Origin of the sequence: Buttiauxella sp. B2 (assembly GCF_006376615.1) — a bacterium.
Taxonomy (GTDB): Bacteria; Pseudomonadota; Gammaproteobacteria; order Enterobacterales; family Enterobacteriaceae; genus Buttiauxella.
The window spans coordinates 134836-160557 of the sequence record NZ_VEXQ01000007.1; the positions used below are offsets into that span (position 1 = coordinate 134836).

22 protein-coding genes and 1 pseudogene are annotated in these 25722 nt (G+C 43.9%); 14 read left to right on the forward strand and 9 right to left on the reverse strand.

Annotated features, from left to right (window positions below; genetic code table 11):
- Window position 1: 1 nt before the first annotated feature.
- Window positions 2-709, reverse strand: coding sequence for a molecular chaperone (locus FH968_RS10630; RefSeq protein ID WP_139879191.1), 708 nt, complete (start codon window positions 707-709; stop codon window positions 2-4).
- A gap of 54 nt (window positions 710-763) precedes the next feature.
- Window positions 764-1333 carry a fimbrial protein gene (locus tag FH968_RS10635; protein ID WP_139879194.1) on the reverse strand — a complete coding sequence of 190 codons (570 nt, stop codon included), beginning with the start codon at window positions 1331-1333 and terminating at the stop codon, window positions 764-766.
- A 434-nt stretch (window positions 1334-1767) separates the two neighbouring features.
- On the opposite strand from FH968_RS10635, the gene FH968_RS10640 reads away from it, so the two are divergent.
- Window positions 1768-2403 carry a LuxR C-terminal-related transcriptional regulator gene (locus tag FH968_RS10640; RefSeq protein ID WP_139879196.1) on the forward strand — a complete coding sequence of 212 codons (636 nt, stop codon included), beginning with the start codon at window positions 1768-1770 and terminating at the stop codon, window positions 2401-2403.
- A gap of 210 nt (window positions 2404-2613) precedes the next feature.
- Entirely contained in the window at window positions 2614-3468 is an 855-nt protein-coding gene (locus FH968_RS10645) for an AraC family transcriptional regulator (RefSeq protein WP_139879198.1), read from the forward strand.
- Between the two features lie 3 nt (window positions 3469-3471).
- Here FH968_RS10645 and FH968_RS10650 read toward each other — a convergent pair whose 3' ends face one another.
- Complete coding sequence (locus FH968_RS10650) at window positions 3472-4716, reverse strand: MFS transporter (protein WP_139879201.1); 1245 nt, start codon at window positions 4714-4716, stop codon at window positions 3472-3474.
- Between the two features lie 175 nt (window positions 4717-4891).
- On the opposite strand from FH968_RS10650, the gene FH968_RS23660 reads away from it, so the two are divergent.
- From FH968_RS23660 to FH968_RS10680, 7 genes and pseudogenes are all read left to right on the forward strand, one after another.
- Window positions 4892-5038 carry a hypothetical protein gene (locus tag FH968_RS23660; protein WP_189389071.1) on the forward strand — a complete coding sequence of 49 codons (147 nt, stop codon included), beginning with the start codon at window positions 4892-4894 and terminating at the stop codon, window positions 5036-5038.
- 975 nt (window positions 5039-6013) lie between these two features.
- Window positions 6014-8200: a 1,4-alpha-glucan branching enzyme gene (gene glgB / locus FH968_RS10655; protein WP_139879203.1), complete on the forward strand. Its 2187-nt coding sequence runs from the start codon at window positions 6014-6016 to the stop codon at window positions 8198-8200.
- 53 nt (window positions 8201-8253) lie between these two features.
- A complete protein-coding gene (gene glgC / locus FH968_RS10660) occupies window positions 8254-9537 on the forward strand; it encodes a glucose-1-phosphate adenylyltransferase (RefSeq protein ID WP_139879290.1) in 1284 nt (427 codons plus the stop codon).
- A 142-nt stretch (window positions 9538-9679) separates the two neighbouring features.
- Window positions 9680-12127 carry a glycogen phosphorylase gene (gene glgP / locus FH968_RS10665; protein ID WP_139879206.1) on the forward strand — a complete coding sequence of 816 codons (2448 nt, stop codon included), beginning with the start codon at window positions 9680-9682 and terminating at the stop codon, window positions 12125-12127.
- 139 nt (window positions 12128-12266) lie between these two features.
- On the forward strand, window positions 12267-13118 hold the full coding sequence (locus FH968_RS10670) for a helix-turn-helix domain-containing protein (RefSeq protein ID WP_189389074.1): 852 nt from the start codon (window positions 12267-12269) through the stop codon (window positions 13116-13118).
- A 146-nt stretch (window positions 13119-13264) separates the two neighbouring features.
- Window positions 13265-13366 (forward strand): annotated as a pseudogene (locus FH968_RS23860) (IS5/IS1182 family transposase); the annotation flags it as partial.
- Between the two features lie 205 nt (window positions 13367-13571).
- A complete protein-coding gene (locus FH968_RS10680) occupies window positions 13572-15077 on the forward strand; it encodes an EAL domain-containing protein (RefSeq protein WP_189389078.1) in 1506 nt (501 codons plus the stop codon).
- Here the strand turns inward: FH968_RS10680 and FH968_RS10685 are convergent.
- From FH968_RS10685 to FH968_RS10695, 3 genes are all read right to left on the reverse strand, one after another.
- Window positions 15051-15449 (reverse strand): helix-turn-helix domain-containing protein, encoded by a 399-nt coding sequence (locus FH968_RS10685; protein WP_189389081.1) that lies wholly within the window; start codon window positions 15447-15449, stop codon window positions 15051-15053. The genes FH968_RS10680 and FH968_RS10685 overlap by 27 nt on opposite strands.
- A gap of 28 nt (window positions 15450-15477) precedes the next feature.
- On the reverse strand, window positions 15478-16614 hold the full coding sequence (locus FH968_RS10690) for an HlyD family secretion protein (RefSeq protein WP_139879215.1): 1137 nt from the start codon (window positions 16612-16614) through the stop codon (window positions 15478-15480).
- 124 nt (window positions 16615-16738) lie between these two features.
- The gene (locus FH968_RS10695) at window positions 16739-17050 is read right to left on the reverse strand and encodes a DUF3302 domain-containing protein (protein ID WP_139879217.1); all 312 of its coding nucleotides are present in this window, start codon (window positions 17048-17050) and stop codon (window positions 16739-16741) included.
- A 396-nt stretch (window positions 17051-17446) separates the two neighbouring features.
- Between FH968_RS10695 and FH968_RS10700 the strand changes: the two genes are divergently transcribed.
- The 3 genes from FH968_RS10700 (at window position 17447) to FH968_RS10710 (ending at window position 20256) form a co-directional block, all read left to right on the forward strand.
- Complete coding sequence (locus FH968_RS10700) at window positions 17447-18238, forward strand: winged helix-turn-helix domain-containing protein (protein WP_139879219.1); 792 nt, start codon at window positions 17447-17449, stop codon at window positions 18236-18238.
- Window positions 18239-18712 (forward strand): hypothetical protein, encoded by a 474-nt coding sequence (locus tag FH968_RS10705; protein WP_139879222.1) that lies wholly within the window; start codon window positions 18239-18241, stop codon window positions 18710-18712.
- 953 nt (window positions 18713-19665) lie between these two features.
- Window positions 19666-20256, forward strand: a complete 591-nt coding sequence (locus FH968_RS10710) for a LuxR C-terminal-related transcriptional regulator (protein WP_139879224.1) — start codon at window positions 19666-19668, stop codon at window positions 20254-20256.
- Window positions 20257-20672: 416 nt separating this feature from the next.
- Here FH968_RS10710 and FH968_RS10715 read toward each other — a convergent pair whose 3' ends face one another.
- Window positions 20673-21866 (reverse strand): NAD(P)/FAD-dependent oxidoreductase, encoded by a 1194-nt coding sequence (locus FH968_RS10715; RefSeq protein WP_139879226.1) that lies wholly within the window; start codon window positions 21864-21866, stop codon window positions 20673-20675.
- Between the two features lie 229 nt (window positions 21867-22095).
- Here FH968_RS10715 and pitA point away from each other — a divergent pair, with 229 nt between their 5' ends.
- Window positions 22096-23598, forward strand: coding sequence for an inorganic phosphate transporter PitA (gene pitA, locus FH968_RS10720; protein WP_139879229.1), 1503 nt, complete (start codon window positions 22096-22098; stop codon window positions 23596-23598).
- Window positions 23599-23671: 73 nt separating this feature from the next.
- On the opposite strand, the gene uspB is transcribed toward pitA, so the two are convergent.
- On the reverse strand, window positions 23672-24007 hold the full coding sequence (uspB, locus tag FH968_RS10725) for a universal stress protein UspB (protein WP_139879291.1): 336 nt from the start codon (window positions 24005-24007) through the stop codon (window positions 23672-23674).
- 365 nt (window positions 24008-24372) lie between these two features.
- Here uspB and uspA point away from each other — a divergent pair, with 365 nt between their 5' ends.
- Window positions 24373-24810, forward strand: a complete 438-nt coding sequence (gene uspA, locus FH968_RS10730) for a universal stress protein UspA (RefSeq protein WP_034460563.1) — start codon at window positions 24373-24375, stop codon at window positions 24808-24810.
- 159 nt (window positions 24811-24969) lie between these two features.
- Here the strand turns inward: uspA and rsmJ are convergent, their stop codons facing one another.
- Window positions 24970-25722 (reverse strand): 16S rRNA (guanine(1516)-N(2))-methyltransferase RsmJ, encoded by a 753-nt coding sequence (rsmJ, locus tag FH968_RS10735; RefSeq protein ID WP_139879231.1) that lies wholly within the window; start codon window positions 25720-25722, stop codon window positions 24970-24972.

Consider the following 25722-nt stretch of genomic DNA (forward strand, 5'->3'; position numbering starts at 1 on the left):
ACTATCCATGTGTGGTTATTTTTGTTTCAACCATTCCGCCATAGTCGTTAACACTCTGGACAACTAAATCCTTCCCAGCTGGTATTTTTTCTTTTATTTTCAATTTCGCTTTGCTTTTAGGAGCAACCATCTCTCCTTCTTCTAAAAGACCTTTATCTGAATCCGTTTTGATATCTACAATAGTAATAAAGAAAGGTGATGGATTGTAAATGGTAATATTATTACCGGAAACGAATAGCTCCAGTTTACTTTCAGCATCTACCCTGTCACCTAAGCCTGCTGGCCGCCAGATAAATTTAAACCTGGAACGGATCGCCATGTTTAATGTTCCGGCACCATCTTTCATTTCATTGTTATCTATTGCAGGAACGTCCAGAATATTTAACCACCAAAGTGATTCTCTATCGCTAATAGAAATATCCTGCCCTTCCTGCTTTTTAATGCGTATTGACTGGCCATTTTGAGAGTCAATACGTGCAATAGGGGGTGATATGATAAACGGGGTAGAAATTCTCTCGGGCAATACGTCAGGGTCACCTTCATCCAGCCAGATTTGCGCCAGTGATGGCGTGCTAGCCATATTTGTCATCTGGATAGTGATTTCAGAGGAACCCGCCGGATAAATAAATCGCGTGCCATTAACAATAATATTATCAGCATAGGATAATGGCGTTATTGCCATGGACAAATAAAAAAATATGAACCTCATAGCGACCCTCATGTGAGTAATACCATGGACATAAATGCCCATGGTATTACTATCTTACAGATACGTTATACGATAATAGGCTTGTGCCAATACAGGGCCGACAGTCGTAGATGCTTTGTATTCGTTATTGAGTTTTATATAACCTACATGGAATTTGTAGGAGCGCGCATTACCATCAGATTGTTCAATACTAGTTGCAGCCTCATGATACGTCGTCGTGCGAAGATCAATAGCTTTTCTGTTATTGTCCATTAACAGCAAAGCTATATTTTCTGGCCCGTTGCCAGTATTTTTAAGATATCCATCTTTTGTCGCATTACTGCTATTACGATCCAAAGCAATCACAGGGGCTCGGTTTGCAATTGCATTACAGCCATGAAGTGTTATCGTAAAGGGTATAGCGATATTTCTTTCCACACCTTCCTGTACATCAGAATATCTAACAGCGGGGAGGCTGATAGTTTTATTCTTATCAGCATTCGATATCTGGCATGAGCTGTCATATACAAAGCCATCAAATGCTACAGTGCCAAACCACTTATCAAGCATTGAATCGCCCGCAGCCATTGCCGAAGGAATAGCTGTAATACATGTCAATAAAGCAAGAGTTGATACCTTATTCATAATGTTTTCCTTTTGTCAGAAATACAATAGTTCTGTATCTATCAAGAGGTGCTTACCTCACATATATTATGAATAAGCAGACTAATAAGTATCTACGATCATTATCTCATTTGAATGAGGCTTACAGCTTGTAGATAATAAATAAACATTAGAATATTAATAGCGTCATTACGAGTATACTTTCACTTATTAGTGACACGCATAAATAAAAACAACGGCTTTTTATCAGTCATAATAACAATGATTAAAGCGTTAAATATCAAAGCACAAGAGACTTATAATAAAAACACCGAATTAATAGCTCGGAAAAAACGACCCAATATTATGCACATTAAGCTAAATATCATTAGTACCAACCCATTATCTTTGCTCTGATCAGTCGATGAAGGTGAGTTTTTATCACCCAAAAAATCATTTCGGACGGAGGACGTAAAATGCTAACACAAACAATAGAGCAAAAATTGTTCTTAGTGACCAGGCCATCTGTACAAAGCCATCTTCTTCTGGAACATCTTAACCAAGAGATTAATATCCCGGTGGTCGTTCTCAATGTGAAGAAGCCGATGATGTTTTATTCATCTGAAAAATCTATATTTGTTTACGATACTGAAGCTGCCAGTAATAAATCCAACAAAATTTGGCCAAAATTGCTGACCGAAAGTCAGTCCAGAATGAGGATATGCTTACTTAATTGTTCAAGAGCATTATCCGTTTATGAGAAATCCGTCTGGCATCATTTCGACACAGTCGTACCTGATGAAGCAACCCCAGATAGCCTCGTTAAGACCATTAGAAATATGGTTCTAAATAAATTGGATGAAAGAGCAAACGGTTGCCATAAAATGGTACCAGAGCAACCGTTTTATGGAAAAAGTTCGGGGAATTTGACCGAACGAGAATATGAAATACTGCATGAATTATGTAAGGGTGAATCTAATGCACGTATTGCCAGTTCTTTTTTCATCAGTGAAAACACCGTCAGGACGCATCTCTATAATATTTTCAAGAAAATCTCAGTAACTAACCGGATCCAGGCTGTGAATTGGATTAATAATCAAATGGTTAGCTAGGCGCATTAACTTCTATTAAAATTTATAATCACAGCATTTATTATACATGCCATTATTATTACAAATGTAACGCTGCTAGTCGCGATTATATGCACCAAGCAATATTACACTGCACATGGTTTCACACGTAACTGAAAAATAAATTATCTGATTTTGTTTATTGACTCACAAATATACTATGTGTAAGTCTGACAAGGAGTTTTCGCATTCATGGATGTTGCGCCTATGCCCAAAGAAAAAATAGTACAGGAAGTATTAGATTACATTGAAAAACATATTGAAGTGAATATTAACATTGATGATATATCGATACTCGCAGGTTACAGTCGCAGGCATATTCAATCTATTTTTAAACACTATGTGAAAATATCCCTTGGTCTATATATTCGCAAGCGTCGAGTCACTCGTGCATCAATATACCTACGGCTAACCAACATGAATGTCATTGATATTTCATCAAAATTTGGTTACGACTCACAACAAACATTTTGCCGGGAGTTTAAAAAAGCAACAGGTATAACGCCACTTCAGTATCGCAGAAGCCACTATTGGGATTTTGCGCCACTATTGGCAGAATTTAAGTTCCGACCTATTAATGTCGGTAATTTACACCTGTGTACATTACCTGGGGGGTATGTTTCTGGAAATATTTCTCATCATGAGATATCTGTTATAACAGGTGATACTTCTATAGAGGCTCGGTGGAAAAAAATAATCAATAGCCTGAATAATAAAAAGCAAAACATTTGGTCATTATCAGAATATGAGGCACATAAAAAGCACTCCATGCGAATAAAAGTAAGTTCAGTCTTTGGTATACACAAAAATAATCACAGCGAATGCAGTAATGATTATGAATACCCTTCCGGTCTCTACGCTCGATTTTCATTCAGATGTAGCAAAGAGGAATATCGTACATACTCGAAACACATCTATCTTAATGTTTTCCCAAAGCATAAATTAAAACGCAGAACTGCACCTGATATCGAGGTCTTTACTTATAATGGTTATACCACCCACGATAATACTTTAGATTGTGAATATTATATTCCAGTCGAAGTATGACAACTAACTATGCTGTCTGGCCTGTGCTGCATTATTAAGTCTTCTAACTGATGGAGTGAAACTGACAACAATTGTCGCCACCACAACGGCCACTGCTGATGCTAGCAGAACCTTTGTAGTGCCGTAATGCATAGCAAGCGGGCCGGCAGCAAGTTCACCAATCGGAATTGCCACAAAAGACCCCAATGCATCATATGCATAAACACGTGCAAGTTTTTCAGGCGGAATATGGGTTTGCAGAGAATGCGCCCAGACGACGCCAAAGAGCCCAAAACCTACACCGGCGATAAAAAATGTAGCCATCAGACTCGGTATTGACGGTATCAATCCCAGCACTGCAATCGGCCCTGCGCAAAATATCACCAGCATAGTACCAATTAATAAATCACGCCGTGGCCGCCAGCGAAGTGCAATAAAAGAACCCGCAATCAAGCCAATACTTTGCGCGGCGATTGCCATTCCCCAGCCAGCCCGGCCAAATGTGGAATCCGCCACGACGGGGCCGAGCACCATCATCACACCGCTAAATGCTGCATTGACGATGGTAAATTGCACGACGATAGCCCAAACCCAGGAGCGCGAAATGAATTCAGCCCAACCTTCTTTTAAGTCCTGCAAGATATTAGATTGTGATTCCAGGGGATGTGCAAAGCTGGTGCGAATCATTAGATAAAGAGGTGCCGATGCAGCAAACCCTAAAGCATCAATAGCCAGGCCCCATCCAGGCCCCGTCACGCTGGTAAGAACGCCGCCAAGGGATGCGCCTATTACCGTACCACCGTAAATCCCCAACTGAATAAAGGCATTGGCTTCCCGTAGGCAGTGCACCGGTACGGTTTGTGGAACCATGGCTTGCGAAGCTGGAAGTGAGGTACCCGCAGCAGCTCCATTTATTGCCCCCAGTAGCGCGAGCAAAGTGATCGTTGCAGAACCATCCAATACTAAACAGGCAACAATGCCCTGAGATATGGCGGCGATAACGGATGAATACAGCAATACTTTGCTTCGGGAATAACGATCGGCAAGCACACCGCCAATCAGCAAGAAAGCCACATTGAAGATAGAACGAGCCGCGATAACAATGCCCAAATCGGCGACAGTGCCTCCCATATCGAGAACGGCAAAAGCCAGTGCAATCGGTGCAATTCCATTTCCCAGAACGGTTAGCAAGCGGGCGAAGAACAGACGACGAAACGGAACATAGTGAAATGCCCGTTTTGAAGATAATGCTGTTGGATCGTGGCTCACATATTATCCCTGAAATGGTGTTATGTCTTAGCTGCTCACTGCAGGAGCGAAAGCGTTATCTACAGCATGACTCTGAAGTGCCGGCCAAAAGTGCCTACCAAACTTTTGGTGATCCAGTGTATTAGTTCAGGCACTACCTGACAATTGCCGGGTTTCCCCTGCAGAAACTGGCTGCATGGGCGAGTTCTGTCATTTACGCCAGATAACCGACCTTGCACCTCGCCCTCCAGAAGCTGTTTGTAAAACAGCAACTGAACGTGGCGGCCTCAATGCAATTGCGGTGGGCTGGGCGAGTTGCCAATGTGCTGTGGATGATGTTTGAAGACGAGAAAGTTTATAACGCTACTCCTTAAAATTAAGCGTACGGGCTTGGCGGTGGTATTAAATTTAGTGGTATAACGTCAATCACACAAAACACTTAGCGATACGGCTTTTTATTAGCGCACCGCTGGCCTACCCCCACAATTACACACAACGGTCACTGAATAATGTCGGTTTGTTCAATGCTCAACTCCCCCGTTTCGCCAGTCCGCTGTAAATTCAGACGGTGTCAGATAATTCATCACAGAAGTTTACGGATTGCCCGAAGAATTCACTGACAGTGAGGACTTTTTAACTAAATCAGAACACGTTACCTGTAGATCACCATATAGAATACATGACCGAGGTGTACGTAAAAAGCTAAGTTTTTACACATCCAGGTGGGTAATATTAGTTTTATGAGGCTAATGTTCTCAACGGAAGTGATTATCCAGATAAGCCAAATGCAAATAATGGCAGCCATGACCACTACAGTGTCGTAGGATACATTTATTTTCGTAAAAAAATAAAACATATGAACTAATACATGCCTCATTATTTACTGTTCATTTTTTGTTTTTTATAAAAAAGTATATGTATTCCACCTCTTAACACTGATATTGCTGAGCGATGAATTTTATTATTTTCAATAGAATATTAATTTTGTCATTAGTTATTTTAAATCATTAATGCGACCTGACGTGCCTCATTTGATAATAAATAGGGTTCATCGTCAGTCCCCAGTGTTGGATCAGCATACTCCATTTTTCACCACATCCAGGATTGCCAGATATTACGTCGATTCAAGTGGCTAAATGCACTCTGCCACTACACGTACCATTAATTGTGCAATCCGAATGATTTTTGTTGAGTTTTATAAAGGTAGGACGGAGCAAAGAGTATACCCATTATGCTGCCCCGTTTAGGTCAAAAACGTGTCGCCATCTGATGTCGAAAGTGCTCTGGGAGGGGGACACCACAAAACAGGATGACAACCATGGCTGATTATGTCGATAAAGACGTGATTAATGCCCTCATTGCAGGTCATTTTTCGGATCCTTTTTCCGTACTAGGAATGCACCAAACTCAATTTGGGTTGGAAGTCCGCGCCCTCTTGCCCGACGCCAGCGAGGTGTGGGTAACAGACTCTAAAACCGGACGTAAGGTCGGCAAGCTGGAGTGCCTGGACTCACGCGGTTTTTTCTGCGGAATTTTGCCCCGCCGAAAGAACGTATTTCGCTATCAGCTTGCCGTTATCTGGCAGGGGCAACAGTACCTGATCGATGATCCCTATCGTTTTGGCCACCTGATAAAAGAGATGGATACCTGGTTGTTATCTGAAGGTACCCACCTGCGTCCTTATGAAACGATGGGGGCACATGCGGAGACAATCGATGGTGTGGCCGGAGTCCGGTTCTCCGTCTGGGCACCCAATGCTCAACGCGTTTCTGTGGTCGGCGAATTCAACTTTTGGGATGGCCGCCGCCATCCTATGCGCTTGCGCAAAGAGTGTGGCATCTGGGAATTGTTTATTCCTGCCGTGAAATTCGGTCAGCTGTATAAATACGAGATAATTGACGCAAACGGTAATTTGCGGCTCAAAGCCGACCCGTACGCTTTTGAAGCGCAACTGCGCCCGCAAACAGCTTCGCTAATCTGTGGATTACCAGAAAAAGTAGTGCAAACCGAGGAGCGCATAAAAGCGAACCAGTTCGATGCACCGATTTCCATCTATGAAGTGCACCTTGGTTCGTGGCGTCGTCATGCCGACGACCACTCCTGGCTTAGCTACCGCGAACTGGCGGATCAGTTGGTTCAATATGCTAAATGGATGGGCTTTACCCACCTCGAACTGATGCCGATTAATGAACACCCGTTTGATGGCAGCTGGGGTTACCAGCCGACAGGACTGTACGCTCCGACTCGCCGTTTTGGCACGCGCGATGACTTCCGCTATTTTGTCGACGCCGCTCATCAGGCTGGTCTGAACGTCATCCTGGATTGGGTGCCGGGACACTTCCCGGCAGACGACTTTGCACTTGCAGAGTTTGACGGCACCCAACTCTACGAGCACAGCGACCCTCGCGAAGGCTACCACCAGGACTGGAATACGCTGATTTACAACTATGGACGCCGCGAAGTCGGGAACTTTCTGATGGGCAACGCCCTGTACTGGGTTGAACGTTTTGGCATTGATGCACTGCGCGTGGATGCTGTGGCATCGATGATCTATCGCGATTACAGCCGCAAAGAAGGTGAGTGGATCCCTAATGAGTTTGGTGGGAGGGAAAATCTCGAATCCATTGAATTCTTACGTAATACCAACCGTATTCTCGGCGAACAAGTTCCGGGCGCGATAAGCATGGCAGAGGAGTCTACAGACTTTGCCGGGGTGACGCGGCCACCTTCAATGGGGGGGCTGGGTTTCTGGTACAAGTGGAACCTGGGTTGGATGCACGACACGTTGAACTACATGAAGCTGGATCCGATTTATCGCAAATATCATCACGATATGATGACTTTCGGCATGCTTTACAACCACACCGAAAACTTTGTCTTGCCACTGTCGCATGACGAAGTTGTACATGGCAAAAAGTCGATTCTCGATCGTATGCCGGGAGATGCATGGCAGAAGTTTGCCAATCTGCGCGCCTATTACGCCTGGATGTGGGCATTCCCCGGTAAGAAATTGCTGTTTATGGGTAACGAGTTTGCTCAGGGTCGGGAATGGAATCACGAGACCAGCCTCGACTGGCATTTACTGGAAGGAGATGACAACTGGCACCACGGCGTACAGCGATTAGTTCGTGACCTTAACCATATCTACCGTCAATACAAAGCGCTGCATGAGCTTGACTTCGATTCTTACGGTTTCGAATGGTTAGTTGTCGATGACAACGAGTGTTCGGTGCTGGTTTTTGTGCGTCGCGACAAAGATGGCAACGAAATTATCGTCGCGAGCAATTTTACCTCAGTGCCGCGTCATGGATACCGCTTCGGTGTTAATCAACCGGGCTATTGGCGTGAAATCCTCAATACCGACTCCAGGTATTACCACGGTAGCAATACCGGTAATGGTGGAGCGGTACACAGTGATGAGATTGCCAGCCACGGTCGCCAGCACTCACTGAGTCTCACACTTCCACCGCTGGCGACTATCTGGCTGATTCGGGAGAAGGCGTGACGGGGGTTTGCACACAGACTGCGTGTGTTTCAGATCTGATAAAAAAGGAGCCAATAATGAGTTTAAATAATAACGATCGCATGATGTTGGCACGCCAGTTGCCATTGAAGTCAGTTGCCTTGATCCTGGCCGGTGGTCGTGGCACCCGCCTGAAAGATTTAACTAATAAGCGTGCAAAACCTGCGGTGCACTTTGGCGGCAAGTTCCGAATTATTGATTTTGCATTATCCAACTGCATTAACTCAGGAATTCGACAAATTGGCGTGCTTACGCAATATCAGTCTCATTCTCTGGTGCAGCATATTCAGCGCGGTTGGTCGTTCCTTAATAGAGAGATGAACGAGTTCGTCGACCTGCTACCTGCCCAGCAAAGAATGCGGGGAGAAAACTGGTATCGAGGTACGGCAGATGCCGTGACTCAGAACCTGGACATCATCCGTCGCTACAACGCGGAATATATAGTGATCCTCGCAGGCGACCATATTTACAAACAGGACTACTCGCGGATGCTTCTCGACCACGTCGAGAAAGGTGCTCGCTGTACTGTTGCTTGTATACCAGTGCCAATTGAAGAGGCGAGCGCGTTTGGTGTTATGGCGGTTGACGAAAACGACAAAATCATCGAATTCGTCGAAAAACCAGCAAAACCTCCATCCATGCCAAACGATACAACCAAATCTCTGGCCAGTATGGGGATCTATATTTTTGACGCCGATTACCTCTACGAGCTACTCGAAGAAGACGACAAAGATGACTCTTCAAGTCATGACTTCGGTAAAAATATCATTCCGAAAATTACCCAGGCTGGCATGGCTTATGCGCATCCGTTCCCACTGTCCTGCGTGCAGTCTGATCAGCAAGCTGAGTCATACTGGCGTGATGTCGGTACGCTGGAAGCTTACTGGAAAGCCAACCTCGATTTGGTAGCGACGACGCCTGAGCTGAACATATATGACCATAACTGGCCTATTCGGACATATGTGGAACCGTTGCCGCCAGCAAAATTTGTGCAGGATCTATCAGGCAAACACGGAATGACGCGCAATTCACTGGTTTCTGGCGGATGTATTATCTCAGGCTCGGTGGTGGAGCAGTCGGTGTTATTCCCACGTGTCCGGGTGAATTCATTCAGCAACATTGATTCGACGGTATTATTGCCTGATGTGACCGTTGGAAGCTCTTGTCGTTTGCGTCGCTGCATCATTGATCGTGGCTGTGTCATTCCTGACGGCATGGTGATTGGTGAAAACGCGCAAGAAGATGCACGTCGCTTCTATCGGTCAGAGGAAGGGATTGTGTTAGTGACACCTGAAATGCTGCGTAACTTGCCAGGTTAAGCAGTAAAAGGATTGGCCCACGCGTGGTACGTGCCACGCGTTGCCACTTTATCGTTCGGTGCTTGAACCTTAACCGCAGTTGCAGCGCAATCTTATCGTGACCTTTATCAACGCTTGATTTAATTATCCAGGATTCATTGATATGAACGCACCCTTTCCCTATGCCTCACCGACGCTTAGCGTCGAGGCACTTAAACATTCTATTGCCTACAAGCTGATGTTTACGATTGGTAAAGACCCGGCTATTGCCAACAAGCATGACTGGCTAAATGCCACGCTATTTGCCGTGCGCGATGGTCTCGTGGAACGTTGGCTGCGCTCTAATCGTGCTCAATTGTCGCAGGAAACCCGTCAGGTCTACTATCTGTCAATGGAGTTCCTGATTGGCCGAACCCTTTCCAATACACTGTTATCGTTAGGGGTTCATGACGTGGTTAAAGACGCGCTGGACGCGATGGGGTTAGATCTCGAAGAACTGATCGATGAAGAAAACGATCCCGGTCTCGGCAACGGTGGTCTGGGGCGTCTGGCGGCTTGCTTCCTCGATTCGATGGCGACGTTAGGCTTGCCTGGGTGTGGATACGGTATCCGCTACGATTACGGTATGTTCCAGCAGAACATCGTTGACGGTCAGCAGAAAGAGTCTCCAGATTACTGGCTGGAATACGGAAACCCATGGGAATTCAAGCGCCATAACACGCGCTACAAAGTACTCTTTGGCGGCCGTGTTCAGCAGGAAGGAGAAAAAACTCGCTGGGTTGAAACCGAAGAGATCCTGGCGGTGGCTTACGACCAGATTATCCCAGGGTATGAGTCTGATGTCGCCAACACACTGCGTTTATGGAGCGCTCAGGCCAGTAACGAAATTAACCTCGGTAAGTTTAATCAGGGTGACTACTTCGCGGCGGTGGAAGATAAAAACCACTCGGAAAATGTATCGCGTGTACTTTACCCCGATGACTCGACCTATTCCGGGCGTGAATTACGTTTGCGTCAGGAGTATTTCCTGGTATCCGCAACGATACAGGACATCCTGAACCGCCATTACCTGGTGTACAAAACTTACAATAACCTGGCGGACAAAATCTCCATTCACCTCAATGACACCCATCCCGTGCTATCGATTCCTGAACTCATGCGCTTGTTAATCGACGAGCACAAATTCAGTTGGGAAGATGCCTTTGAGGTTACCTGTCAGGTGTTCTCCTATACCAACCATACGTTGATGAGCGAGGCGCTGGAAACCTGGCCGGTCGACATGCTCGGAAAAATTCTGCCGCGCCATCTGCAAATCATCTTTGAGATTAACGATTACTTCCTGAAAACCCTTCAGGAGCAGTATCCGAACGATTCTGGTCTACTGAAGCGAGCGTCGATCATCGACGAGTCCAATGGTCGTTGTGTGCGCATGGCTTGGTTGGCCGTGGTGGTTTGCTATAAGGTCAATGGGGTTTCTAAGCTGCACTCCAATCTGATGGTGCAGTCGCTGTTTGCTGATTTTGCGAAGATATTCCCAACCCGTTTTTGTAATGTCACCAACGGCGTAACACCAAGGCGCTGGCTGGCGCTGGCGAATCCGCATTTATCCAACGTGCTGGATAAAAGCATTGGTCGCTGTTGGCGCACTGACCTGAGCCAGTTGAGTGAGCTTAAGCAGTACTTTGATTTCCCGCGGATGAACCATGCTGTGCAGCAGGCAAAGTTTGAAAATAAAAAGCGTCTTGCAAAATTCCTTGCCCTGCAACTGAACGTCATGGTGAATCCGAAAGCACTGTTTGATGTGCAGATTAAACGTATTCATGAGTACAAACGTCAGCTGATGAATGTGCTACACGTGATAACCCGCTACAACCGCATCAAAGCTGATCCTGATGCCGCTTGGGTGCCACGAGTGATTATCTTTGCCGGAAAGGCGGCTTCGGCCTATTACATGGCAAAACACATTATCCGCCTGATAAACGACGTGGCTAAGGTCGTCAATAACGATCCGCAGATTGGGGATAAGCTGAAGGTCGTGTTTATCCCCAACTACAGTGTCAGCCTGGCACAGTTGATTATTCCTGCGGCTGACCTGTCTGAGCAGATTTCACTGGCGGGCACGGAAGCATCCGGCACCAGTAACATGAAATTTGCTCTCAATGGTGCATTAACCATTGGCACGCTGGACGGTGCCAACATTGAGATACGAGAGCATGTGGGGAAGGAAAATATCTTTATCTTTGGCAACACGGCGAAAGAGGTAGAAGCACTGCGCAGGCAGGGTTACCAACCTCGCGAATATTATGAAAACGATGAAGAGCTGCATCAGGCCCTGACGCAAATTGGCAGTGGGGTGTTCAATCCGGAAGATCCGGGACGCTACCGTAACCTGGTGGATTCGCTGATTAATTTTGGCGACCACTATCAGGTGCTGGCGGATTATCGTAGCTATGTTGATTGCCAGGACAAGGTGGACGAACTGTTTGCTTGTCCGGAAGAGTGGACCGCGAAAACGATGCTCAACATTGCCAATATGGGCTATTTTTCCTCTGATAGAACTATCAAGGAGTACGTCGAGTCCATCTGGCATATTGATTCGGTGCGCTTGTAAATGAAGAGACCCGGTAGTGCCTGCACTTGCCGGGTCTCTTAAGCCGCTAACGCTAATCCTGATTTTCAAGAATTTTTAGATGTCGCCCTGGATATATGAGATAAATGTTATCAAAGGATATGATTTTCAGGGCCGACTAATGAAAAAAATGACCGTTAAAGCAATAGTTGAGTGGATTGAAGATAACGTCTCATCTGGCATCTCTATTGATGACATCGTAAAAGTTTCTGGATATTCACGGCGATATATTGAGAAAATTTTCAAAGAACATGTTGGTATGCCTCTGGGCAAATATATACGGCATCGTAGATTATCAATGGCAGCCATTAGGTTAAGACTGACATCACAATCTGCAACTGATATAGCACATCATTTAAATTTTGACTCCCAGCAGTCTTTTTCCAGAGAATTTAAAAAACTATTTAACCTTTCCCCTCGTGAATATAGAAAAAAAGAATGCTGGGATCTGGCAAACTTAAAGTCACCATTTAATTTCGAATCAACTTCTTTACCAGTAATAAATTTAGTGGAACTTCAGGAAATGGAGATTGTTGGCCATGAATTAAATTATAGCGAATCTATTATAGATAAACCTATAAACAGTAATCCACTCAGGATGGATGCTATAGTGACGAATTTAAACTATTACAAAGAGGATATTTATCTGTTATCGAGTTTTGAACCAACAGGAAAAGCAGGAAATAGTCTGAATATAATGACTTTCATTGGCATCAAGGCTCAGAAGAATAAAAAATACGGAACGGCGAAGAGTCAGCGTTTGGCTGCGGGTCTGTATGCAGGGTTTAATTTTCGGGGGCGGTGGGAGGATTACGAATCACTATCAAGGCGAACTTATATGGAAACACTGTCAAAGTGTCACCTTAAAAGAAGAAAAGGAACTGATGTTGAACATTTCCGATTTGTAGCAGATATCTCCACTGAAGAAGACTTCTTATTTGAATCTGAATATTACATCCCAGTTACGCATTAAATTTCATTGTGCACAAATAGATGTTGAGGGGTCAGAATTATTAACTGGTGGTGTTTTTGTGCATTCATTGCAGAAGTTGATTTACAAAACCGTTCACTCATCATCCTGGCTACACCGAATGCCATGCGGCAAAGCAAAAGTTCAGAATCACCAACTTGAAAAACCACCATCAGGCTCTCATCAATAGCGGCTCCATGACTTTCTGGCTCGATGAATTAGCCATTCAGGGATGGTATGAGGAAGTCACTGAGAGAGGGGTTTTTATCTAAATCTGATTTATTCAACACAGCCACTCCACGGTTACTCTTATAGATAAAACAGGTGAGAATGAGAAAGTGTAAAATAATAATTTACGCTTTAACAATTTTTGTTAAACATTCTTATTACAATTATATATACTTTAAGTACATTACTAAAACCAACAATATATTATTACACGTATCAGGGAATATAATGCGTGAATCATTTATCGCCTCAATCTGTGGCCTGCTGTTTTTTATTACTGGTGTGTTGGCATTGAATTGGCAACTCTGGCATTCAGAGATTGCTGTGAGAAAACAGGAAGCACAGTTATCAGCCTCACTGGTTGATGACATGATTGATGAGGCTAGAAAAGCAACTGATGCCGTTCGCACAATAACAACAGGTCTTTGTACACCTGATGCCCAGAGGTTATTAAATCGTGAAGCTGCGATGGGTCCACATCTGCGCTATGTGGTTTTGATCAGAAATAGCGAGGTATGGTGCTCATCGTTACTCGGGAATAAAAGTCTGAGAATACAGGGAAGTACTTCCGCCACCACAAATCTTACGCTTTACCCAGGTGATGAGATTTCTGGGGGGAGTCCAGTACTGTTTTATCAAACTCCGGGGTATTCTGGTTATATTGGTGCAAGTATTGGTTTTTCCCACATAAATATTGCCCTCAAGACAGCATCAGATAAAATATTATTTACGCTTGTCGTGGGTAAAAATATGTTACCTTATAATAGCGTGGTCAAACCTCTTGCCCATGGAAAACTCTCTTTACATTCAATTCATTATCCATTCAGTATAGATTACGAACCACCGCCTTTTTTTAATTGGGAACGGTTAATCACTCAGGGGAATTTCCTGATGATGATTCTCGCAATTATGTCATCTATTATAGCCTGGTTCATTCTTCGTTATCTGAATCAATATATTACACCGGAAGAAAATTTACGTAGAGCAATAGCCCGTGGTGAGATAGTTCCGTTCTATCAACCTATCGTAAATAGCGCTAGTGGTAAAATTAGTGGTTTCGAAATTCTTGCAAGATGGAAGCAACCGGACTCTGGTTTTATTTCACCTGATATTTTTATCCCAGTGGCAGAAAAATCGGGTCAGATTATTGAGTTGACGCATGTGCTAATGATGCGTGTGATTGAAGATTTGCGTACTGTAGCGCTATATATGCCAGAGGGGTTGCATATTGGTATTAACATCAGCGCCGCCCATGAGCACAGTGAGGAATTTGAGTATGATTGTCTGCAATTGCTGGAAATCTTTGCTGACAAAAAGATAACGTTGGTATTGGAAATCACAGAACGGGAACCGCTAGCGTTGACTCCAAAAGGTAAGGCTATGTTCGCCCGGCTGCGTAGTCACGGTGTGCTGCTGGCGCTGGATGATTTTGGTACTGGTTATTCAGGTATTTCTTATCTCAATGATTTTTGTATTGATTATTTAAAAATTGATAAAAGTTTCGTCAGAAGAATCAGCCCTTCTCCTGATTCTACTCTGTTAGTAGACTGCGTCATCGACATGGCGAAAAACCTGTCATTAAGCCTGATCGCCGAAGGCGTCGAGACACAGTATCAAGCTGACTATCTGAATACGAAGGGTATTCAATTTCTGCAAGGATATTACTTCTGGCGCCCAGTGCCGTTTACCAGACTAGCCCCTGCGTTATTATTGAGTAGCCGCAGGGTGACATGATAGCGCGCTATGCACTATTGGAAATTGGGCACTTGCGCGCGACCAAACCTTTGCTGTTTTCCTGAAAGTACCTGGTGTCATCGCAAATTCACGCTTGAATGCCCTGGTAAATGACTGCTGGCAATCGAAATGGTATTTTAGTGCTATATCTAATATTGAGTGATCGCCAGACTGTAATTCACGCGCGGCTTCAGTCAAACGTCGTGTGCGAACATAACTACCTAGCGACACCCCTTGTACTTGTTTAAAAACCAATTGTAGATACCATTTAGAATAACCTGATTTAATGGTAATGGTATCTAATGTTAATCTTTCATCCAGATTCTCATCAATCCAGGAAATTAAATCCTTCACATAGGATATTTTTTCCATCATACACCCTTATATAAACAGAAATTATTTAATGATCTAAATAGAGATAGTGCATCCAACTGGTCATTCGCAGCAAAACCTTTCTCATTATTGAAACATGAGAAAAATGATCAGAGTAAATTGCTACCTGAGCATAAATACCATCGGGTAATGATTCGATATCAGCATTAGGTTCAAGTTCAACCATCGCCATTACTCCATCACCATTAGGTTGAATATTTAATGTTTGCAGTGTTCCTGATGCCTGATAAGCACCTGTAGGTACTACGGGGATCACTGACTTTAACTTTGCAGCGTAGACTTTCCCTGGCAGGGCATTAAATACGACTTCCGCTTCATCGCCAGGTTTAAGACGCAATAAAGCATTTTGACGGAACGTTGCAATAATTTGACGTGTTTGCTCCGGAATAAATACCATTACGGGGCGCAAAGGTAGTGCCGCAGCGAAAGTACCCGGACGAATGAGGACCTGCGTGACATAGCCGTTGCTGGGAGCCCGAACAATAGTTTGCTCAAGGTCATATTGCGCTTCTTTAATTTGCGAATTCAGGCTGACTACCTGCGAATTTTCGCCATGTATTTGGCTATCCAGTTGTGCCTGAATCTGCGCTTCCCCTGCCTGAGATGCCTTATAATTTGCTTCTTGCGCCAGGTATGCCTGCCGCGATGTATCAATATCCCTCTCCGAGAATGGATTTACTTTTGCCTGGCTACCTTGAAGATAACGCTGATAATTTTTATAACTATTATCTCGTTCCGCACGGGCTTGGTCTGCTAGCGCGTGTGCTTGTTGCAGGCTTGCTTTTAAACTATCAACAGCATGTTCCGTCGTTGTTTTGTCAGCCAGCAGTTTGTCCAGCCGTGCCTGAAAACGTGTAGGATCAAGCTTAAAAAGGACTTCGCCTTTCGTAACCCTTTGATTCGTTCTATCAGTCACTTCTGTCACAATACCTGTGACCTGAGGAACGATCGGTATGGATACCACTGCTTTCTGTGCGGTAAAAGTATATGGATGATTATAATTCATCACCAAAACTAGTCCGCTGACTAATATTATTCCACCAAGTGCGGCGGTTGGTACGCTCCATTTATTAACAGGTATTTTAAAAATCTTGAATATTAACCAAGACAGTGCAATGTAAGTTAAAATAATCAATAAATCCATGTGGACACACCTTTACTTCATGATACCAATAACATTAAAATACTAAGCGATGCCTTAAAACTTAAAATCAATAAAGCACAATACAAAATAATAAACACCAATGTAATATTTATAAGGTGCATTTTTACTTTCTTTCCAGTTTGTTAATTTTCATTTCCAGGTCTTCAAGTCGTTTTTTTATTTCTAGTGCGTCTGTATTTCTCTCCATTCCCCACCCATGATCTTGACGATAAAGCGTTGCCCATATCCAGAGGAAAGGCCATATTACATGCAGTGTGAAAAGGCTGACCCAACCTGCAACATGTATTGCATCTTCATGTGGGTGGTTTCTGCGTTTTGCTATTTCATAAGGGATGTCATGAATAATAATTATTCCATAGAACAACACGAGAAAAACGACAATAAGCACAGCTAAAGCAAAATAATCAAGCATGATATTTACCCCTGAGTATTTTCATTTATCTAGACCTTGCCATTGACATGGTGATTAAACATATGTTTTATTCTCTTAACCATAAGAATGAATTTGCACTACCAGAATCGTTACAATAATAACAAATGAAATATAAATAAAAACAAGAATAAACTTATTAAAATTATTTTTATTCCTGTAAGTTAAAAAGATAATGGGTAGTTAACACTGAGTGAGTCTGTAGTGGATTTTTTTTTGCAAATTACATACAAAACAAATAGTTATAAGGTTATGGGAAAAAGTGCTGAGTATGCAAAGTGTTACGATTAGGTTAGTGAAAACATTATCTTAATAGTTTACTATAGTTGTTAAGAAGTTTATTAAACATCTTAATAGAGTTTAGTTTTAAGGCGAGCCGGTATGCACTCAAGAATTCACCTCAACGGCAATGTCATTTTTGATAGCCACAATAATACACTTACAGTTACAAGTGAGAATGATCGCATTGTTAAACTTAACGCCCCGGTAAGTCGTTGCCTGTTACTTTTATTAGAAAAGTATCCAGAAGCGGTGACACAAGCCGATTTATTTCAGTTTATTTGGGGGAGTGAAGCGAGCCAGATTCCACTCAACGCACTGTATCAAAACATTTCACTTTTGCGCAGAAGCCTTAAGAATGCCTCGAATGGGTTATCTGATATGGTGATAACTGTTCCCAGAACAGGGTTTCGGCTAAGCAGTGAATTGAAAGTTAGTTTTGAAGAAGCAGATGTCAGCCATTTAAAAGAAAAGGCTAATAGAAAACCATCACAGGTAAGTATGCCGGATGCATTTTCTCCTCCACTGCGTAAATTTCTTGCGAATACCGTATATTTAAAGCCCATGCTTTTTGTTGCCATTGCTTTATTTAGCGCAGGCCTTTTTTGGCTGGGTTTTTCATCTCAGAAAAATGAGAGAACAATTATATTTGATAGCTATACACTTGCTACTGAACACGGTGGTTGCAATGTTTTTACCTATCCAGATTTTGCACAAAATAATACTTCTGAGTTAAATGGTTACTTTAATAAATTTAATATTACATGCAATGTATTAACAAATGCATATCTTTCGGTAAATACTGCGCGTACTCGTGTTTCTGTTATGTATTGCGATAAGCCTGTCCTTGAGGCAAAAACCTGCGTAACGAAAATTTACTGGAATGATAATTAAATGAAAAAATCATTAGTGTATACATTGGTTGGTTTCACCATGCTGGTAATGATAACTCTAATTACTACATGGTATAAGACGAATACCGCAAATATTAACTGCCAGGCAAGAACGGTGTTACATGACAGAGACAATACGCTTAATATAAAAACGATTTTACATATGAGCCCGGGTGATAACTTTTTCGAATTATTCATGACCTTCACAACCCCACCGTTGTTGCCGGAAAAATTTCATCGGGTGGTCAATTTTAGTTACGACAAAGATGGTGATGTCTATAAAATGTTTTCCGATGCTACAAATGATAATGCGCTACCGCCTGCTGTGCGTAATTCTTTGAATGATTTAGTGCCTGATTTTTATTTGATGCCACAGCGCGGCATACGCATTAAAATTGATAAGACCAAAAATGGTAACTATCTTATTCTAAATGACAGGTTACCAGTGTTTCTCTGTGTGCCAATTGCAAGCTGAAATATGCCAACTTGCCTTGATAATGCAGATGTTATGTTCGAATAACGCTTTTCTGCAACGAGCTACTGGGAAGTACCGGCACTTTATTTAATAATCTTCGGGGAGGAGCATCAGGGTTTTATTACATTAAACAATCGAAACTAACCACAGATGGGTTGTTGAAGTTTTATGCAACCAAAAGATAAAACTGTTCTACCGGGGCTTTTCATCCTCGGGTGGATGTTGATAGCGTCCTTTGCATATCAGTTAAAAACCAACCAGAATACCTTGCTCATTAACTTTATCTTCATTTGATGCCCAAAGTGATCCCTCTCTACAAGATGGTTCAGGTATTTTCTTCATCTATATGATGCATGACCGTACTCCATAAAAATGAAAACCCTTAAGATGCTTAATAAAATCCTTATTATGCAATAAATCATTAATACAATTTCGGTTTAACCTAATTGCAACACTTTGCAATTGTTATACCCTCACGTTTAGTTGTGCGTAATCGATTGTTTTAATTTAATATTCCATAATGAATCGTAGCCGATGAAAGCAATGTCACTTATCCACATATTTGTTAATGCGTAATATTTTTAATAAGATACTTTTAGTTTTCATTTATTTCTTCCTGCCGTATATTATCAACACTCTGATGAATGCAACTCTGAATACTTTATCGCGGATGATATGGAGGCCAGAAAAATAAAATACATGTTCAATCAATTCGTGCTTTGTACTTATTATTGCTTTACTGGCTTATTGTTTTCTCATGATGGCGTTGTTCTCTATTGGATTGCTACCCATGAATTTGTTATTACAGAGAAATAACAAATAAATTAGCCACATATAGGCAGAGTACATGTTACCGGTTGAGTTAATTTTTTACTCACATACAAGTGTCGAATGTTAATTTCAGTGGCTTTCACTATATTCAAGTGTGAGCTACATTTAATTTGGTTATTATTATGCAACAAAATTTTATCGACATAAATATATGCAGCAATGATACCTATTTTAAGGCCGGTTTGCAGGTTCTTTTAGAAAGGCTACATTTGGCTTCCATTGTTAGCACCGCCAGGATAGTTTTTGTTGACCTTGTCTCTCCTGGTGAAAATAGTGAAATAAGCGATCTTGAATCCTGTCACGTTTTTTTTGCAAGCAGCGCAGGTTGTACAAGTAGCATATTTAATTTTACAGATCCGGTAAAATTTGATGTTAATACCTATTTCTTTGACAGAAGGATTAACATTCGTAAACTCTATGCAAAACTAAGCCGGGTTCTTAGAAAAATAAAGCTCGGCGAGTGCAATTCGGGGGTTCATAACCCTATGCCATGCTTTGATAAATTAACGCTAACGCAATACCAAATAATCACACATGTCTTGAATGAAATGTCAACCAGTGACATTTCAAGAAACATGTCTATAAATAAAAAAATAGTTAGCCAACATAAAATAAATGCATTAACGAAATTGAATGTCAAAAATGTGTGTGATTTAATTAACATTGAACGTCAATCACAAAATGTAAAAACATTCTATTCTTATTATAAATAACATTTTAGGAAAGTATCTCTCAGCACAAACTAATCTTAGAGGCGCATTGTGCTTAGTAGTTTATGTTGCATCGTGTAAATCGATACCACAATACTAACTGATAGCAGAGTAATATCGTTTCAGATAAATATATCGCCACACCACCTGGATGATGGTTGTAAAATTAAAAACAACCGCTTTCAATAGTAGAGAGAAAATGATGCTTACGCCGGGCTAAAGCCAAAATTACGAACGGTTACCGTTTAATTGAACATCCTGGGTCGGAAGCAAAGGTTAATAATTTTCACCATAACCTATACCGCCGCCCTCTACTCATGATTGTAATCCCGGCGATGCATGGTATTAACCCTTGCACCAACAACAATATTCAGCATGAAAAATAGAGCCACGCTCTATTTAAGCATGCAACTTTATTGTCACTCGCCAGCTAAATCCTGAGCACAAGCCCAGGCAGAACTCCATGCCCATTGGAAATTATACCCACCTAACCAACCGGTAACGTCCATCACTTCGCCAATGAAATAAAGGCCGGGCACATTACGTGCTTCCATAGTGCGTGAGCTGAGCTCATTGGTATCCACGCCGCCAAGCGTCACTTCTGCGGTGCGATAACCTTCTGTACCGTTAGGTTGTACTTGCCAGGCTTGCAGTGTTTCTATCAATTCACTTTGTTGACGGGAGTTGAGTTGTTTTAGCGTGACGTCTGGAATTTGGCCAAGCAGTTGCAGACATTCCACCAGGCGCTTTGGTAGCACCATCCCCAAAGTATTTTTCAAGCTTTGATTCGGATGAGCGTCGCGCTGCTCATTGAGAAACTCATCCAGATCGGTATCAGGAAGTAAGTTAACACTCACATACTCACCTGGCTGCCAATAACTGGAAAGCTGTAATACTGCTGGGCCAGATAAGCCGCGGTGGGTAAACAGTAAATTCTCGCGGAAGCTAACACCATTCTCTGCTGTGATTACCGATGGCACGGAAACGCCAGATAGCACCTGTAACTGCTCAAGCAATGGTTTATGTAGAGTAAACGGCACCAGACCGGCACGAGTCGGTAAAACTTTCAGACCAAACTGTTCAGCAATTTTGTAACCAAACGGCGTTGCACCCAAGCCTGGCATTGAAAGCCCACCGGTTGCGATGACCAATTTTGCCGCTTGTACACTGTCGCCATTTAATTGGATGGTATAGCCGTTTTCATCACGTTCGATACTCAACACTTCACTGCGTAGGCGCGTGGTGACTTGTCCTTTTTCACATTCGGCAACCAGCATATCCACAATCTGCTGCGCTGATTCGTCGCAAAAAAGTTGGCCCAAGGTCTTCTCATGCCATGCAATACCGTGCTTACCGACCATGTCGATAAAATCCCACTGGGTATAACGCGCAAGAGCAGATTTACAAAAATGAGGGTTTTGGCTTAGATACGCAGCAGGTTCGATATAAAGATTAGTAAAGTTGCAGCGCCCTCCTCCTGACATGAGGATTTTACGCCCTGGCTTTTTACCGTTATCGATAAGCAACACTCGACTGCCTGCTTGCCCAGCCATAGCTGCACAGAACATTCCTGCGGCCCCCGCACCAATAATAACGGTATCAAACTTTCCCACGACCTACTCCCGACTATGCTTAATGCAAGGAATTGTAAAGATAGCGGCTTGGTCGCACCAGCTAAAAGCGGCTTAACAATTGCAGGTGATTGAAAATAAATATGTAAATCTTTTCGATGTTTGACGGTTAACGGACAAACATCAAGAAAAGTCCATATTTCTGTTGGCGCATTACGGAGTTGTCTTACATAATGCGCCGCGTTCATGTCCTCAAAATGGCGTAACGTCTATGGAATTTCTGTTTAATGGCCTGGATATGCATACCGGGCTTTTGTTATTACTTGCTCTGGCGTTTGTTCTCTTCTATGAAGCGATCAATGGCTTTCACGACACTGCTAACGCAGTGGCAACTGTTATCTATACCCGTGCAATGCGATCGCAACTCGCGGTGGCAATGGCGGCGTTGTTTAACTTCCTCGGCGTTCTGCTCGGTGGATTGAGTGTTGCGTATGCAATTGTGCATATGTTACCAACCGATCTACTGTTGAACGTAGGGTCTGCTCATGGCCTCGCCATGGTGTTCTCTATGTTGCTAGCCGCTATCATTTGGAACCTTGGCACCTGGTACTTTGGTTTGCCGGCTTCCAGCTCCCATACGCTTATCGGTGCCATCATTGGTATTGGTTTGACGAATGCATTGATGACCGGTACCTCGGTAGTTGATGCGCTGAACATCCCGAAAGTCATTGGGATTTTCATGTCGTTGATCCTGTCGCCATTGGTCGGTCTGGTGATTGCGGGCGGGCTTATCTTTTTGTTACGTCGCTACTGGAGCGGCACCAAAAAGCGCCGCCGTATCCACCTCACACCTGCTGAGCGCGAGAAACAAGACGGCAAGAAAAAGCCACCATTCTGGACACGTATCGCCCTGATTCTTTCCGCCATTGGCGTGAGTTTCTCTCATGGTGCGAACGATGGTCAGAAAGGCATCGGCTTGATCATGCTGGTGCTGATTGGTGTGGCCCCTGCGGGCTTCGTGGTGAACATGAATGCATCCGGTTACGACATAGCTCGTACTCGCGACGCCATCACACACCTTGAGCAATACTATGCGCAACATGGTGATGCGATTAAGCACGTGATTGATCTCAACCCGGCTATCCCGACCCCTGATGAAGTACAGGGCCAGGATAAACCTGCTGAGTTCCATTGCGATGCCAGCCGCGCCATGATTGCCGTGCAGCGTGCGAAAGAGTTGCTGGGCAATATTGACAGCTACGACAAGCTTAGCGTTGAACAGCGCAGCCATATGCGCCGCCTGCTGCTTTGCATCTCTGACACCGCTGAGAAAGCTGCAAATCTGCCGGAAACAAAACCGGACGATAAGCGCTTCCTGAAAGAATTGAAAACTGACCTGCTGTATACCATTGAGTATGCCCCAATCTGGATAATCATGGCGGTCGCTCTGGCGCTCGGCATCGGTACTATGATTGGCTGGCGTCGTGTGGCGACAACTATCGGTGAGAAGATCGGTAAAAAAGGTATGACGTATGCGCAGGGCATGTCCGCGCAGCTGACAGCCGCCGTCTCCATTGGTGTTGCAAGCTATACGGGTATGCCGGTTTCCACCACACACGTACTTTCGTCTTCCGTTGCGGGGACAATGATTGTTGATGGTGGCGGTTTACAACGTAAAACGGTGACGAACATCCTGATGGCGTGGGTGTTTACTTTGCCAGTGTCGATTCTGCTTTCCGGTGGTTTGTACTGGATTTCACTGCACTTCATCTAAGCATGATGCAGTGATCGCAAGACGACAAAAAGCGGGTCAGGAAACTGGCCCGCTTTTTTATGCGCTGAAACTGCTAATGCCAAATCATCAGTCCAACGAGACTTATCACCACTAGCCCACACAACGCGCTGGTCAAAATAAACTGGCGCCGTAGACGTTCACAGCGGCGGATAAACTCATCGTCGTGATGGTCCAGATAACGTTGAGCGTAGATATAACTCACCAGCCGAATCTGTTTGCTAGGCTGCCCGTGAGAGGTAAAAAAACCGCCTCCATCGACATACTGATACAGCAACGGATCGCATCCGCGCAGTACCACCAGCAGTGCACGCAAAGATGAGTAATAGCGCGCCATATTCACAACACAAACTACACAAAGCGCCCAAAATAGCGCGACGGTGCTGATCATCATATTTTCCCCCCCGGTGAAGCCCCAGTACATCACTCCAGGGCAACTACTCACCCCGAAAACCAGAAAGACCGTTCAGCGAGCCCAAAAAGCCGATCCGGTTCACATTACTATTCCGGAACGGCTTATTTAATAGTGTAGGAGATCCGTTAATTTTTTTGCCACATCGTTAATCTTTATCAAGGCGATAAAACTCATTTTTGGCTTCAATGTATACAGCGGTGGCACATTGACGATTTCTATCATTCGCTATAGGGTAGAAATATCATCTACAATTTAGGTCTTTACACGCGGATGGCACAGATGCAGAGCATCGTGTTATCCGACCAGGCTGGTCATCGACAACTTATGGAAGGAGTAAAATTATGGCTTACAAACACATTCTGATCGCGGTAGACCTCTCCCCGGAGAGCAAAGTACTGGTGGAAAAAGCAGTTTCTATGGCTCGCCCATACAACGCTAAGGTTTCCCTGATTCATGTCGATGTAAATTACTCCGATCTCTATACCGGATTGATTGATGTAAATCTGGGCGATATGCAGAAACGCATTTCTGAAGAAACTCACCACGCGCTGAGCGAACTGTCTACTGGCGCAGGTTATCCGATTACTGAAACCCTGAGCGGTAGCGGCGATTTGGGCCAGGTACTGGTGGATGCCATTAAGAAGTACGATATGGATTTAGTGGTCTGCGGGCACCACCAGGATTTCTGGAGCAAGCTGATGTCTTCCGCACGCCAACTTATCAACACCGTTCACGTTGATATGTTGATTGTTCCACTGCGTGACGAAGATGAAGATTAATTTACCCTTCGTCTTTCACGCTACAGGTGCGTTGGCTGCGTTCACTCACCCGAATCACTTAGTTCACTAAGCTCATCGGGATTCGTTCTCTTGCCGCCTTCCTGCAACGTAAAAGACATTGGGTATAAATGCTTTGAAGCCCCGCGATGCGGGGCTTTTTCATTCTGGTGTACCTGGATAAATGTCAAAGCGGTGGCCTTTAGTCACCACAGCATTATGCGTTTCCACACCGCCGAGCGGTGGTGCGTAATCCGGGCGTTTCACAACAACGCGTTTTTTCGCTAACTGTTGCGCGGGTAACAGCAAACCATCGGCATCTTCATCCGGCCCCACCAGTGACTGAAACACACGCATCTCTTTCTTCACCAGTGCACTTTTTTGCTTGTGCGGAAACATAGGGTCGAGATAAACCACTTCCGGGCGTGGCGTAATGTCGCTTAATGCGGTCAGGCTCGAGGCGTGGATAAGCTGCAAACGTTCCTGTAACCAGCCACCGATTTCGCCATCCTGATAGCCACGGCGCAAACCGTCATCCAGCAATGCTGCAACCACTGGGTTACGCTCTAACATTCGCACTCGACAGCCCACAGACGCCAGTACAAATGCATCGCGCCCAAGCCCCGCAGTCGCATCGACAACATCAGGTAAATAACCGCTTTTGATACCAACGGCTTTCGCCACCGCTTCACCGCGCCCACCGCCAAACTTACGGCGATGCGCCATCGCACCCGAGACAAAATCGACAAAAATGCCGCCCAACTTTGGCTCATCACGCTTGCGCAGTTCGAGATGTTCCGGTGTTAAAACCAGCGCCATCAGTGCATCTTCGTCGTGTGTCAGACCCCAACGCTCACTCAAAAGAGATAAGGCGCCGGTGTCGGCGCCTGATTCAGTTAATAAACAGATTTTCAC